The organism is Diaphorobacter oryzae DSM 22780 (assembly GCF_059568935.1).
In genome coordinates this window covers 70,777-84,091 of sequence record NZ_JCANUL010000012.1, presented here as the reverse complement: position 1 = coordinate 84,091, position 13,315 = coordinate 70,777, and the positions used below count along the sequence as shown (strand labels likewise).

At 68.6% G+C, this 13,315-nt stretch carries 15 protein-coding genes; 11 read left to right on the top strand and 4 right to left on the bottom strand.

Annotated elements, in window-relative coordinates; translation table 11 throughout:
- The first annotated feature begins 33 nt into the window (after positions 1 to 33).
- The 6 genes from BP68_RS16220 (at position 34) to BP68_RS16195 (ending at position 5,292) form a co-directional block, all read left to right on the top strand.
- Positions 34 to 1,368 (top strand): homoserine dehydrogenase, encoded by a 1,335-nt coding sequence (locus BP68_RS16220; RefSeq protein WP_496373629.1) that lies wholly within the window; start codon positions 34 to 36, stop codon positions 1,366 to 1,368.
- Between the two features lie 13 nt (positions 1,369 to 1,381).
- Complete coding sequence (thrC, locus tag BP68_RS16215; protein ID WP_496373627.1) at positions 1,382 to 2,812, top strand: threonine synthase; 1,431 nt, start codon at positions 1,382 to 1,384, stop codon at positions 2,810 to 2,812.
- Between the two features lie 80 nt (positions 2,813 to 2,892).
- Positions 2,893 to 3,444 carry a molybdopterin-guanine dinucleotide biosynthesis protein B gene (gene mobB / locus BP68_RS16210; protein ID WP_496373625.1) on the top strand — a complete coding sequence of 184 codons (552 nt, stop codon included), beginning with the start codon at positions 2,893 to 2,895 and terminating at the stop codon, positions 3,442 to 3,444.
- Positions 3,441 to 4,673: a molybdopterin molybdotransferase MoeA gene (locus tag BP68_RS16205; protein WP_496373623.1), complete on the top strand. Its 1,233-nt coding sequence runs from the start codon at positions 3,441 to 3,443 to the stop codon at positions 4,671 to 4,673. Before mobB ends, BP68_RS16205 begins: the two co-directional genes overlap by 4 nt.
- On the top strand, positions 4,670 to 4,933 hold the full coding sequence (gene moaD / locus BP68_RS16200; RefSeq protein WP_496373621.1) for a molybdopterin converting factor subunit 1: 264 nt from the start codon (positions 4,670 to 4,672) through the stop codon (positions 4,931 to 4,933). The genes BP68_RS16205 and moaD overlap by 4 nt, the downstream gene beginning before the upstream one ends.
- A 5-nt stretch (positions 4,934 to 4,938) precedes the next feature.
- Entirely contained in the window at positions 4,939 to 5,292 is a 354-nt protein-coding gene (locus BP68_RS16195; protein WP_496373619.1) for a recombinase family protein, read from the top strand.
- Here BP68_RS16195 and dapA read toward each other — a convergent pair.
- The 4 genes from dapA to BP68_RS16175 form a co-directional block, all read right to left on the bottom strand.
- Positions 5,238 to 6,170 (bottom strand): 4-hydroxy-tetrahydrodipicolinate synthase, encoded by a 933-nt coding sequence (gene dapA, locus BP68_RS16190; protein ID WP_496373617.1) that lies wholly within the window; start codon positions 6,168 to 6,170, stop codon positions 5,238 to 5,240. The genes BP68_RS16195 and dapA overlap by 55 nt on opposite strands.
- Before the next feature lie 277 nt (positions 6,171 to 6,447).
- Positions 6,448 to 6,771, bottom strand: a complete 324-nt coding sequence (locus tag BP68_RS16185; RefSeq protein ID WP_496373718.1) for a hypothetical protein — start codon at positions 6,769 to 6,771, stop codon at positions 6,448 to 6,450.
- Positions 6,772 to 6,882: 111 nt separating this feature from the next.
- Positions 6,883 to 7,032 carry a DUF3149 domain-containing protein gene (locus tag BP68_RS16180; protein ID WP_496373615.1) on the bottom strand — a complete coding sequence of 50 codons (150 nt, stop codon included), beginning with the start codon at positions 7,030 to 7,032 and terminating at the stop codon, positions 6,883 to 6,885.
- 149 nt (positions 7,033 to 7,181) lie between these two features.
- Positions 7,182 to 7,436, bottom strand: coding sequence for a hypothetical protein (locus BP68_RS16175; RefSeq protein WP_496373613.1), 255 nt, complete (start codon positions 7,434 to 7,436; stop codon positions 7,182 to 7,184).
- A gap of 118 nt (positions 7,437 to 7,554) precedes the next feature.
- Between BP68_RS16175 and moaE the strand changes: the two genes are divergently transcribed.
- The 5 genes from moaE to BP68_RS16150 all read left to right on the top strand — a co-directional run bounded on the left by moaE (position 7,555) and on the right by BP68_RS16150 (position 13,308).
- Positions 7,555 to 8,034, top strand: coding sequence for a molybdopterin synthase catalytic subunit MoaE (moaE, locus tag BP68_RS16170; RefSeq protein ID WP_496373611.1), 480 nt, complete (start codon positions 7,555 to 7,557; stop codon positions 8,032 to 8,034).
- A 77-nt stretch (positions 8,035 to 8,111) separates the two neighbouring features.
- The gene (clpB, locus tag BP68_RS16165) at positions 8,112 to 10,715 is read left to right on the top strand and encodes an ATP-dependent chaperone ClpB (protein WP_496373609.1); all 2,604 of its coding nucleotides are present in this window, start codon (positions 8,112 to 8,114) and stop codon (positions 10,713 to 10,715) included.
- 64 nt (positions 10,716 to 10,779) lie between these two features.
- A complete protein-coding gene (locus BP68_RS16160; protein WP_496373607.1) occupies positions 10,780 to 11,088 on the top strand; it encodes a hypothetical protein in 309 nt (102 codons plus the stop codon).
- Positions 11,089 to 11,193: 105 nt separating this feature from the next.
- Positions 11,194 to 12,630 (top strand): coniferyl aldehyde dehydrogenase, encoded by a 1,437-nt coding sequence (locus BP68_RS16155; protein WP_496373605.1) that lies wholly within the window; start codon positions 11,194 to 11,196, stop codon positions 12,628 to 12,630.
- A gap of 156 nt (positions 12,631 to 12,786) precedes the next feature.
- On the top strand, positions 12,787 to 13,308 hold the full coding sequence (locus tag BP68_RS16150; protein WP_496373603.1) for a GNAT family N-acetyltransferase: 522 nt from the start codon (positions 12,787 to 12,789) through the stop codon (positions 13,306 to 13,308).
- Positions 13,309 to 13,315 lie beyond the last annotated feature (7 nt).

The following is a 13,315-nucleotide window of genomic DNA, read 5'->3' as shown; positions in this document are numbered from 1 at the left end:
GCGCTACAGCACTTTTTGACGGGTATTCCTGATATGAAACCGATCCAAGTTGGCCTGCTCGGCATTGGCACCGTGGGCAGCGGCGTGTTCAACGTTCTTTCGCGCAACCAGGAGGAGATTCGCCGCCGCGCGGGCCGCGGCATCGAGATTGCCTGCGTGGCCGACCTGGACACCGCCCGCGCGCGCTCCATCGTGGGCGACAACGCCAAGGTGGTGGGTGATGCCCGCGAAGTGATCGCCAACCCCGACATTGACATCGTGGTCGAGCTCATCGGCGGCTACGGCATCGCCAAGCAGCTGGTGCTGGAGGCCATTGCCGCCGGCAAGCATGTGGTGACCGCCAACAAGGCGCTGCTGGCCGTGCACGGCACGGAGATCTTCAAGGCCGCGGCCGAGAAGGGCGTGGTGGTGGCCTACGAGGCGGCCGTGGCCGGCGGCATTCCCATCATCAAGGCGCTGCGCGAGGGCCTGACGGCCAACCAGATCCAGTGGGTGGCCGGCATCATCAACGGCACGACCAACTTCATCCTGTCCGAGATGCGCGACAAGGGCCTGGACTTCGACGTGGTCCTGAAGGAGGCGCAGCGCCTGGGCTATGCCGAGGCCGACCCGACCTTCGACATCGAGGGCGTGGACGCCGCCCACAAGGCCACGATCATGAGCGCCATCGCCTTCGGCATCCCGGTGCAGTTCGACAAGGCCTATGTGGAGGGCATCACCAAGCTGTCCGCCGCCGACATCAAGTACGCCGAGCAGCTCGGCTACCGCATCAAGCTGCTGGGCATCACAAAGCGCACCGACAAGGGCGTGGAACTGCGCGTGCACCCCGCGCTGATCCCGGCCAAGCGCCTGATCGCCAACGTCGAGGGCGCGATGAACGCCGTCGTGGTGCATGGCGACGCCGTGGGCACCACGCTGTACTACGGCAAGGGCGCGGGCTCCGAGCCCACGGCCAGCGCCGTGATCGCCGACTTGGTGGACATCACCCGCCTGATCGAGGCCGACCCGACCCACCGCGTGCCGCCCCTGGCCTTCCAGAGCCACACGCTGCGCGAGGCCGGCCAGGAGCTTCCCGTGCTGCCCATGGCCGAGGTCGTGACCAGCTACTACCTGCGCATTCGCGTGGCTGACGAGGCCGGCGTGCTGGCCAAGATCACCGGCATCCTGGCCGGCGCGGGCATCAGCATCGACGCGGTGCTGCAGCGCGAGGCCGACGAGGTGGGCGGCGAGGGCAGCACCCAGACCGACCTCATCATCCTCACGCACGACACGCGCGAGGGTGACATGGACGCCGCGCTGGCCCAGATCCAGGGCCTGCCCACGGTGCTGGCCGGCATCACGCGTATCCGCAAGGAAGAGCTGAACTAAAGGGGCCCGGAGCATGCTGTACCTGTCCACCCGCGGCCACCCGGACCGCAAGCGTTTCTGCGACATCCTGCTTGAGGGCCTGGCGCCCGATGGCGGCCTGTACCTGCCCGAGCGCTACCCCCGGATCGGCGACGCCGAGCTGACCGTGCTGCGCAAGGTCTATCACGAGCAGGGCTATGCCGAGCTGGCGTTCCGCATCCTGTCGCTGTACATCGACGACATCCCGGCTGCTGACCTCCAGCGCTTGTGCGAGAAGACGTACACCGCCGAGGTGTTCGGCACCGGCGAGATCGTGCCGCTGCGCCATCTGGAAGACGGCCTGTGGATCGAGGCGCTGTCCAACGGCCCCACGCTGGCCTTCAAGGACATGGCCATGCAGCTGCTGGGCCACCTGTTCGAGTACGAGCTGCAACGCCGCGGCGAACAGCTCAACATCCTGGGCGCCACCAGCGGCGACACCGGCAGCGCGGCCGAATACGCCATGCGCGGCAAGCAGGGCGTGCGCGTGTTCATGACCAGCCCGCACGGCCGCATGAGCCCCTTCCAGCAGGCGCAGATGTTCAGCCTGCAGGACGCCAACATCCACAACCTGGCCATCGAGGGCGTGTTCGACGACTGCCAGGACATCGTCAAGGCCGTCAGCAATGACCACGCCTTCAAGGCCCGGTACAAGATCGGCACCGTCAACTCCATCAACTGGGCCCGCCTGCTGGCCCAGGTGGTGTACTACTTCGCCGGCTACATCCAGGCCACGGAAACGAACGACCAGAAGGTCAGCTTCACCGTGCCCAGCGGCAACTTCGGCAACATCTGCGCCGGCCATGTGGCGCGCCAGATGGGCCTGCCGATCGACCGCCTCGTGGTGGCCACGAACGAGAACGACGTGCTCGACGAGTTCTTCCGCACCGGCGCCTACAAGGTGCGCGGCAGCGCCCACACCTACGAGACCTCCAGCCCGTCCATGGACATCTCCAAGGCCAGCAACTTCGAGCGCTTCGTGTTCGACCTGGTGGGCCGGGACGCCGAGCGCACGCGCCAGCTGTTCGCCGAGGGCGTGGCGCGCCAGGGCTTCTTCGACCTGGGGGCGGACCCGGCGTTCCAGGACGCACGGGCCAAGTATGGCTTCGTCAGCGGCAAGAGCACGCACGCCGACCGCCTGGCCACCATCCGCGACACCGACGAGCGCTTCGGCCAGATCATCGACACCCACACGGCCGATGGCGTGAAGGTGGCGCGCGAGCACCGCGGCGACCCTGCCGTGCCCATGATCGTGCTGGAGACGGCGCTGCCCATCAAGTTCGCCGAGACCATCCAGGAGGCCCTGGGCCGCGCGCCGCAGCGCCCGGCCAAGTTCGAGGGCATCGAGCAACTGCCCAAGCGCGTGCAGGTGCTGCCGGCCGACGTGGAGCGGGTCAAGGCCTACATCGCCGCCCATTGCGATTGATGACCAAAATGGCCTGCAGCGCTTGTTCATAAAGCGCTAGTAGCTATCAAAATGTGAGTAATGGCGGAAGGAGCATCGGGATGAAGGTCGTTGGCTTTGCCGGCTATTCGGGCAGCGGCAAGACCACGCTGGTGGAGCGGCTGACTCCCGAGCTGCGCCTGCGCGGCCAGCGCGTGTCGGTGGTCAAGCACGCGCACCACAGGTTCGACATCGACCATGTGGGCAAGGACTCCTGGCGCCACCGCGAGGCCGGCGCTTACGAGGTGGCCGTGGCCTCCGACCGGCGCATGGCGCTGATGCGCGAGTTCGAGCAGGAGGGCCTGCCCAGCGTGCACGCGCTGCTGGCCGAACTTGACCCCCGTGCGGACTGGGTGCTGGTGGAAGGCTTCAAGGACTGCGACCTGCCCAAGATCGAGGTCTGGCGCGCACCCTCGCCCGACTACCAGGCGCGTCCCCCGTGCTACGTGGGCGATCCCTGCTTCGTCGCCGTGGCCACCGACGCGGCCCGCCTGCCCGTGCCCACCACGCTGCCGCTGCTGGACCTGCGCGACCCGCGCGCCGTCGTGCAATGGATGGTGGAGCAGGGCGCGCGTTTCGACTACCTGCCCCAACCCGTGGAGACCTGCCAATGACAACCCCAGCGCGCGCGCCCCTGAAGTCCCTGGACGACGCCATGGCCGAGCTGCTCGCCCAGGCCATTCCCCTGGCCGGCACGGACACCGTCAACACCTTCGATGCCGATGGCCGCGTGCTGGCGCAGTCGGCCTGCTCGCCGCTGCAGGTGCCGCCCGACGACAACAGCTCCATGGACGGCTACGCCGTGCGCCGCGCCGACATCACGGCCGCGGGCGTGGATCTGCCAGTCTCCCAGCGCATCGCCGCGGGTGGCTGCGGCACGCCGCTGGCGGCCGGCACGGCGGCGCGCATCTTCACGGGCGCGCCCGTGCCCGCGGGGGCCGACGCCATCGTCATGCAGGAAGACTGCGAGGCGCTGCCGGGCGAGCGCGTGCGCGTGAACGCCGTGCCCGCCCCGGGCCAGTGGATACGCCGCGCGGGCGAGGACATCCGGCTGGGCGCCGAGGTGCTGGCCGCCGGCACGCGCCTGACGCCGGCCGAGCTGGGCCTGGCCGCCAGCATCGGCCTGGCCGAACTGCAGGTGGCGCGCCGGCCGCGCGTGGCGCTGTTCTCCACGGGCGACGAACTGGTCATGCCCGGCGACGTGCCGCCCGCGCAGATGCGGCCCGGCGCCATCTACAACAGCAACCGCTTCTTCCTGCGCGCCATGCTGCTGCGCCTGGGCTGCGAGGTGAGCGACTTCGGCATCGTGCCCGACCGGCGCGACGCCACCGTGGCCGCGCTGCGCGAGGCGAGCGCGGGGCATGACCTGATCCTCACCAGCGGCGGCGTCTCCGTGGGCGAGGAGGACCATATCAAGCCCGCGGTGGAAAGCCTGGGCTCGCTGGACCTGTGGCAGATCGCCATGAAGCCCGGCAAGCCGTTTGCCTACGGCCGCATTGCCGGCGCCCACTTCATGGGCTTGCCGGGCAACCCGGTGTCCAGCTTCGTCACCTTCGGCGTGCTGGTGCGCCCCTTCCTGCTGCGGCTGCAGGGGGTGCAGCGAGTTGCTCCTAAAATAATAGCTGCTACCGCAGGATTCGATTGGCTCAAGGGCGATAAACGCCGTGAATTCCTGCGCGTGCGCCAGGTGGCGGACGGCACGCTGGAGCTGTTCACCAACCAAAGCTCGGGCGTACTCACCTCGGCCGCCTGGGCCGATGGCGTGGTGGACAACCCCCCGGGCCAGACCATCGCGCGCGGCGACACCGTGCGCTTCCTGCCGTTTGCGGAGCTGCTGTCATGACCTCTTCCATCACGATCACGGTGCGCTACTTCGCCTCCATCCGCGAGGCCGTGGGCACGGGCAGCGAAACCCTGTCCACGCAGGTGGCCACCGTGGGGGCGCTGCGCGACGAGTTGATCGCGCGCGGCGGTGCGGAGGCCCAGGTGCTGGCGCCGGGCCGCGCCGTGCGCATGGCGCTGAACCAGGCCCTGTGCGAGGGCGTGGCGCCGTTGCGCGCAGGCGACGAGGTGGCCTTCTTCCCGCCCGTCACCGGGGGCTGAACGCCATGGCTGCCGACAGGCCCGTGGACCAGGCCATCAGCGCGCGCACGCGCATGGCCCTGTCCGAAGCCCGCTCCCGTGGCGTGCAGCTGGGCCGTGCGGGCGCCGACAACATCCGCGCCACGGTGGAAAAGCGCAAATTGGCCGCCGACGCCTTCGCGCAGCAGCACGCCGCGCTGTTCGCCGAGCTGCAGTCGCGCGGCCTGACCCACCGCGCCATGGCGGCCGAGCTCAATGCGCGTGGCATCGCGGCGGCCCGGGGCGGCGAGTGGACCCACGGGCAGGTGCAGCGCATCCTGAACCGCTATGCCGACCTGCGCGCGGCCTCGCAGCCCGCGGACGACAGCGGCGGCAACTGAATCTGCGCCAGCCGCCGCGCCAGGGTGTCGGATGCCGGCTGCATGGGCGCGCGCAGCGCCTGCCGCATCCATCCCTGCTGTGCGAGCCAGGCCTTGATCGGCGCGGGATTGGGTTCGGCAAAGCAGGCCGTGACATGGGGCTGCAGAGACTGCCACAGCGTGCGGGCCGTGGGCAGGTCGCCGCGTTGCAGGCTCTGCACCAGGGCCACGAAATGCGTCGTGTGCGCATGGGCGCTGGCGGCGATCGCCCCCGTTCCGCCCAGGGCCAGCGTGGCGAAGATCTGCGCATCCTCGCCGGCCAGCACCTGCAGCCGGCCATCGGCGATCAAGGCCTGCGTCTTGCTGGCATCGCCACCGCAGTCCTTGACCGCCACGATGCGCGCATGGGCCGCCAGCGCGCGCAGCGTGGCCAGTTCCAGCACGGCGCCCGTGCGGTAGGGAATGTCGTAGACGATGACGGGGTGGGCGCTGCGCTCGGCAATCGCCGTGAACCATTGCAGCAGGCCGGCCTGCGACGGCCGGATGTAGTGCGGGGCCGGCACCAGGATGCCGGCCAGCGGCAGGGTATTGAGGGCCTGCACGCGCGCCAGCGCACGCCCCAGGTGGCAGTCCGACACGCCCATGACCACGGGCAGGCCCCGGGCCGCGCCAAGAATGGTGGCCAGCACGGCATCGTGCTCGGCTTCGCTCAGAGCGGCGGCCTCGCCGGTGGAGCCGCAGGCCACATAGCCGGAGATGCCCGTGCCGTTGGTGTGCTGTACCAGGGCGCGCAGCGCCTCATGGTCCACGGTGGCCTGGCCATCGTCCAGAAACGGCGTGACCAGGGGCAGCCACAGGCCGCCAAAGCGGGCCTGCGAGGGGGAGGAGGGCAGAAACATGGAAAAAATCCCTTCGGGTGATTCAAGCGATGGACGACCGAACGCTCCCACGGCCAGACCGAGGGGCGGAGAGGCAGGCGCCTGCTGGAATACGGGAAGAGGGTCAAGAGGCTGCCGGGCCGGTTCCGTCGCTCATCTGGACGGAACCTCGGCTCCGGTCAGACGAGCCAGGGTTTGCAGGCTTTGCGCAGGCACAGGCGCACGGGGCCACCGTGGCGTGTGAAGGCAGTGAAGTCTGCAGGCATGGCGCGCAGTGTAGCGCGGCTGCGCACGCGTGCTAGGTGGCGCCGGGCTCGGGCAGCAGAGGGGCGCGCCACTCCAGCAGCTCGGCCAGGCGCAGCACGATCCAGCGCGCCTCGCCGGGGCTGACGATGGAGCCCTCGGCCGCCAGGCCCGCATGGATGCCCAGCAGCACGCCCTCTTCGGACGGCGCATCGCGGTGGTAGAGCATTTGGGCCTGCTCGACCAGATGGCAGGCCAGGTCCTCGCACAGCTCGTAGCGTGCCCGCACCACCGCCACGGGCTCGCGCAGGCGCTGGCGTGCGTCGCCGTACACCGCGATGAAGGAGGGCGGAACCTGGATCTGGTTGTCGTCGTGCATCGCCGTATTGTCCGCCTTGCGATCCCGCGCCGCGATGGGTCGGGCCATGGCGCAAAAAAGCCAAGGCGCCACCCCTGCCGGAGCGGCGCCTTGGCCGAGGGGCGTGCGGATTCAGCGCTGCTGTTGCTTTTGGCCCGCCTGGGGCGCGTCGTTGCGCGTGAACAGCCACAGGAAAAAGCCGGCCATGCACAGCATGATGCCTATGCCGACGGCGCTGAACAGACCGACCTCGGTGGTGAAGAGTTGCTTGAGCAGTTGCATGACGCTTTCCTCCTTGTATGGACTTTCTGGGCGCCATTGCAGCGCAGCGGGGCGCGGGTGTCTTTGCGTCAGGTCAAGGGCGGCCGGGTGGGGCGCCGGCGTGGCGCCGGGGCTTGAGCGGGCTCAAACGCCGGCCCTGCCGGGATCCTTCAGTCGGGTACGAAGAGGCGCTCGAAACGCTGCTTGTCGCTTTCCTGCTCGAAGGTCGCGAGTTGGCCCGCCTTGCCGTCGCCCAGGCGGTGGGCGGAAAACAGGCTGTAGCGGCCCGCCAGCCCGAAGCTGGGCAGGTCGATCAGCGCATAGGGGTGGGGCACGAAGACCTGGAACTCGAACACCACGCGGTGCGTGTTGCGCGGCGAGGGGTAGAGCGTGTAGTCGGCGGTGGTGATGGTCTGCAGGGCCATGGCGGTGCGGGGGCGTTAAAGTGCCGGGCAATGTAGCAAAACCCGCTGGCGTGGTGGCCGCCTGTGCGCGCAATATCCACCCCGGGCCATTTTCCTCCTTATGCCGCCGATTCCAGCCATGCCACGCGTATCCATCCAGACACATGATTTCGACGTTTCCGCCGAGCTGGCGGCGCTGCGCGCCCGGGACGGGCGCGTAGGCGCCGTGTGCTGCTTCGTGGGCACGGTGCGCGACCGCAATGACGGCGACAGCGTGGCCTCGATGGAGCTGGAGCACTACCCCGGCATGACGGAGCGGTCCATCGAGGCCATGGTGGACGAGGCGCTGCGGCGCTTCGACCTGTTCGGCGTGCGCGTGATCCACCGCGTGGGGCTGCTGGCGCCGCTGGACCAGATCGTCCTCGTGGCCGTGACCTCGGCGCACCGGGGCGAGAGCTTCCAGGCCTGTGAGTTCCTCATGGACTACCTCAAGACCCAGGCGCCGTTCTGGAAGAAGGAGCAGACCCCCGAGGGTGCGCGCTGGGTGGATGCGCGCGTGAGCGACGATGCGGCGCTGGCGCGCTGGGGCATTGCGGCGCCGCCGCAGGCGGCAGGCTGAGCGCAGCGGCTTTTATCGCGCCGTGGCTTGAAATAGCGTCGCGCCATCCTTAGCTAGCGTTGAGTTGGAGGTTTTACATGCGTTTCGACAAGTTCACCACAAAGTTCCAGGAAGCGCTGTCCGATGCCCAGTCCCTGGCGCTCGGGCACGACAATGCCTATATCGAACCCGTTCACATGCTGGTCGCCCTGCTGCGCCAGGATGAGGGCCCGCGCGCGCTGCTGCAGCGCGCCGGCGCCAATGCACCGGGCCTGCTGGCCGCGGCCGAGGCGGCCGTCAAGCGCCTGCCCCAGGTGCAGGGCCAGGACCAGGTGCAGGGCAGTCCCGAGCTGGGCCGCGTGCTGCAGGCCACCGAGAAAGAGGCCATCAAGCGCGGCGACCAGTTCATCGCCAGCGAGCTGTTCCTGCTCGCCTTGATCGACAGCAAGGGCGAGGCCGCGCAGATCGCGAAGGACAACGGCCTCACGCGCAAGAGCCTGGAGGCCGCCATCGACGCCGTGCGCGGCGGCCAGAAGGTGGACAGCGCCGAGGCCGAGGGCCAGCGCGAGGCGCTCAAGAAATACACGCTGGACCTGACCGAGCGCGCCCGCCTGGGCAAGCTCGACCCGGTGATCGGCCGTGACGACGAGATCCGCCGCGCCATCCAGGTGCTGCAGCGCCGCAGCAAGAACAACCCCGTGCTGATCGGCGAGCCCGGCGTGGGCAAGACCGCCATCGTCGAAGGCCTGGCCCAGCGCATCGTCGAGGGCGAGGTGCCCGAGTCGCTCAAGAACAAGCGCGTGCTGGTGTTGGACATGGCGGGCCTGCTGGCCGGCGCCAAGTACCGCGGCGACTTCGAGGAGCGCCTGAAGTCCGTGCTGAAGGAGGTGGCGCACGAGGAAGGGCGCATCATTCTGTTCATCGACGAGATCCACACCATGGTCGGCGCCGGCAAGGCCGACGGCGCCATGGATGCAGGCAACATGCTCAAGCCCGCGCTGGCGCGCGGCGAGCTGCACTGCATCGGCGCGACCACGCTGGACGAGTACCGCAAGTACATCGAGAAGGACGCGGCGCTGGAGCGGCGCTTCCAGAAGGTGCTGGTGGACGAACCCTCGGTGGAAGACACCATCGCCATCCTGCGCGGCCTGCAGGTGCGCTACGAGGCGCACCACGGTGTGGACATCACCGACCCGGCCATCGTGGCCGCGGCCGAGTTGTCCCACCGCTACATCACCGACCGCTTCCTGCCCGACAAGGCCATCGACCTGATCGACGAGGCCGCGGCCAAGATCAAGATCGAGATCGACTCCAAGCCCGAGGCGATGGACAAGCTCGAGCGCCGCATGATCCAGCTCAAGATCGAGCGCGAGGCCATGAAGAAGGAGACCGACGAGGCCTCGCAAAAGCGCCTGCAGCTCATCGAGGAAGAGTTGTCCAACGTGGAGCGCGAGTACGCCGATCTCGAAGAGGTCTGGAAGGCCGAGAAGGCCAGCGCCCAGGGCAGCGAACAGATCCGCAAGGAGATCGACGCCATCCACACCCAGATCGATGACCTGAAGCGCAAGGGCGACTTCAACCGGGTGGCCGAGTTGCAGTACGGCAAGCTGCCCGCGCTGGAAAAGCAGCTGAAGGAAGCGCAGGACAGCGAGAACGCGCGCGAGAAGGCCGCGCCCAGGCTGCTGCGCACGCAGGTCGGCGCCGAGGAGATTGCCGAGGTGGTGAGCCGCGCCACGGGCATTCCCGTGGCCAAGATGATGCAGGGCGAAAAGGACAAGCTGCTGCACATGGAGGAAAAACTGCACGAGCGCGTGGTGGGCCAGGACGAGGCGATTTCCGCCGTGGCCAATGCCATCCGCCGCTCGCGCTCGGGCCTGTCGGACCCCAATCGCCCCACCGGCTCGTTCCTGTTCCTGGGCCCCACGGGCGTGGGCAAGACCGAGCTGTGCAAGGCGCTGGCGGGCTTCCTGTTCGACAGCGAAGACCACCTGGTGCGCATCGACATGAGCGAGTTCATGGAAAAGCATAGCGTTGCGCGCTTGATTGGCGCGCCTCCCGGCTATGTGGGCTATGAAGAGGGCGGCTACCTGACGGAAGCCGTGCGCCGCAAGCCGTACTCCGTGCTGCTGCTGGACGAGGTGGAGAAGGCCCACCCCGACGTGTTCAACGTGCTGCTGCAGGTGCTGGACGATGGCCGGCTGACCGACGGCCAGGGCCGCACCGTGGACTTCAAGAACACGGTGATCGTGATGACCAGCAACATCGGCTCGCACCTGATACAGGCCATGGTGGGCCAGGACGCGGAGGACATCAAGGAAGCCGTGTGGGGCGAACTCAAGGGCCATTTCCGCCCCGAGTTCCTCAACCGCATCGATGAGACGGTGGTGTTCCACGGCCTGGACGCGAAGCATATCGAAGCGATTGCGCGCATTCAGTTGCGCGTGCTGCAGGCGCGGCTGGCGAAAATGGACCTTGCTCTGCAGGTGTCCGAGGCCGCGTTGGGCGAGCTGGCCAAGGTCGGCTTCGACCCGGTGTTCGGCGCGCGGCCGCTCAAGCGGGCGATCCAGCAGCGCATCGAAAACCCCTTGTCCAAGCTGCTGCTGGAGGGCCGCTATCCTCCCAAGAGCGCGATTCCGGTGGATGTCGATCCGGTGAAGGATCCGGGGGTATTCCACTTTGGCGAGGCCCGCGCGGCGGGCTGAGCCTTACCATCTTTGCGGGTGGGTGCGCAGGGCCTGTGCATCACCCGCCTGAAAGGGGCCTGGTTTGAATGAAGTAGTGGCTGGTGTCATCCGCTGGACGTTGCGCCTCGTGGTCTTTGCCATGGGCGTGGTCCTGTTTCTGAGCCTGCTGGCTGCGGCAGCGGTGCTGGCGCTGGTATGGGGCGTGCGCGCGCTGTGGGCGCGGCTCACCGGCAAGCCGGTCATGCCGTGGACCATGCGCATGGACCCGCGCACGGGTTGGAGCACGGTGTACCGCAGCACGGCGCGCTGGACCGCGCCGGCCGAACCCCGGCGCGGCGATGCCGCCGCGATGCATGACGTCACGGACGTGGTGCCGCGCGAGATTCGTTGACCTCCCCGGGCGCTGGCCGGCGGTGCCGGCCCGCGCCTGGCCGCCTGCACCCCAGGCACTGCCGCGCGACGCATGCCGTCCGCGCGGCGTTTTCTCGATCGCTCCATGAAGCCTGACGACATCCGCCATCTCTTCGAAATACAACGCCAGGCCAGCAGGGCGCAGCCCGATGCGCCGCTCATGGTGCGCCGCGAGCGGCTGCTGCGCATGCGCAAGCTGCTCGACGAGCATGGCCCTGCGCTGGCGGCGGCGGTGCAGGCCGATTTCGGCATGCGTTCGCCCCGCCTCACCGAGGTGGCGGACCTGTTCGTGCTGCGGGCCCAGCTCACGCACACCCTGCGCCATCTGGCCCGCTGGAGCCGGCCGCAAAAGGTGCGCACGCCCCTGTTCCTGCAGCCCGCGCGCGGCTGGATCGAGCGCCAGCCGCTGGGCGTGGTGGGGGTCATCTCGCCATGGAACTATCCCGTGCAGCTGGCGCTGGCGCCGGCCATCGGCGCGCTGGCGGCCGGTAACCGCGTGATGCTCAAGCCCAGCGAACTCACGCCCCACACCTCGGCGCAGCTGGCGGCCCTGGTGGCGCAGTTCTTTGCGCCGGACGAGTTTTGCGTGGTGCAGGGCGATGCGGCGGTGGCGGCGCTGGTGGCGTCGCTGCCGTTCGACCACCTGGTATTCACCGGCTCCACGGCCGTGGGGCGCAAGGTGGCGCAGGCGGCGGCGGCCAACCTCACGCCCACCACGCTGGAGCTGGGCGGCAAGTCGCCCTGCATCATCGACACGGACTGCGACCTGCAGGATGCCGCGCTCAAGATCGCCCACGGCAAGCTGCTCAACGCGGGCCAGACCTGTATCGCCCCTGACTACGTGCTGCTGCCGCGCGGTAGCGAGGCCGCCTTCGCGGAGGCCTTCCGCGCCGCGGTGGCGAGGCTGTTTCCGTACTTCGAGGGCAACCCGGACTATGCCTCCGTCATCAGCTCGCGCCATCTCGCGCGCCTGCGCACCATGCTGCAGCAGGCCCAGACCCAGGGGGCCGAGCTGCAGGTGATGGCGCCGGTGCCGGGATCGCCCCCGCCGCCGCCGCAGGGCATCGGCGACGGGGTGGGGCGGCAGATGGCGCCGGTGCTGGTGTTCGGCGCTACGCAGGGCATGCTGCTCATGCAGGAGGAGATCTTCGGCCCCGTGCTGCCCGTGCTGGGCTACGAGCGGCTGGACGACGCCATCGCCCACATCAATGCGCATCCACGGCCGCTGGCCTTGTACTGGTTTGGCCGCAGCGAGAGCGTGCGCGACGACGTGCTGCGTCGCACGGTGAGCGGTGGCGTGTCGGTGAACGACACGCTGATGCACATTGCGCACGACAACCTGCCCTTCGGCGGCGTGGGCGACAGCGGCTGGGGCGCCTACCATGGCGAGCCGGGTTTCCTGCGCTTTTGCCACCAGAAGCCGGTGCTGGCGCAGTCGCGCTGGTCCATGGGCCATCTGCTGTATCCGCCCTACGGTGCGCGCTTCGACCAGGTGATGGCGCTGCTGCGGCGCCTGATGTAGCGCGGCGCCCACGCCGGGCGCGCGTGCATGCCACAGATGGACGCATTTGCGTGAAATGGCGGGGTTGGCAAGGTGGAAACTTTGTAGCGCGAGAGGCAAAAATCCATTTGCGCGAGAATGCTGGGTTTTTCGCTTTTCACCCGTTCCCGTTTTCCCATGTCCAGTATCCAGGTTCGCCCCGCCACACTTCGCGATGCCAAAGCCATTGCACAGGTTCACTCCACTGCCGCGATGGAAGCCTACCGAGGTCTGGTACCAGACGATCAGTTGAAGTCCATGTCCTCGATGGAGAAGCGCCAGGCCTACTGGCGCGAGGCCATCGAATATTGCGAGCCCCAGGTCCAGGTGGCCGTGGACGGCGACAAGATCGTCGGCTTCGTCGGCTTCGACCGCTCGCGTGATGAAAAGAGCCGCCCCACCACGGGCGAGATCTGGGCCATCTACGCCGCCCCCTCGCATTGGGACAAGGGCGTGGGCGTGGCCCTGTGGGACGCTGCCCGCGACGGCCTGCACGAAGAGGGCTGCACCACCGTGACGGCCTGGGTGCCGCTGCGCAATGAGCGTGCCCTGCGCTTTCACGAACTCGCCGGCTTCAAGCGCGAGATGACGACCGCCAAGACGGCCGTGATCGGTGGCGTGAAGATCGAGGAAGTGCGCCTCAAGCGCCCCCTGAACTGAGTCTTCC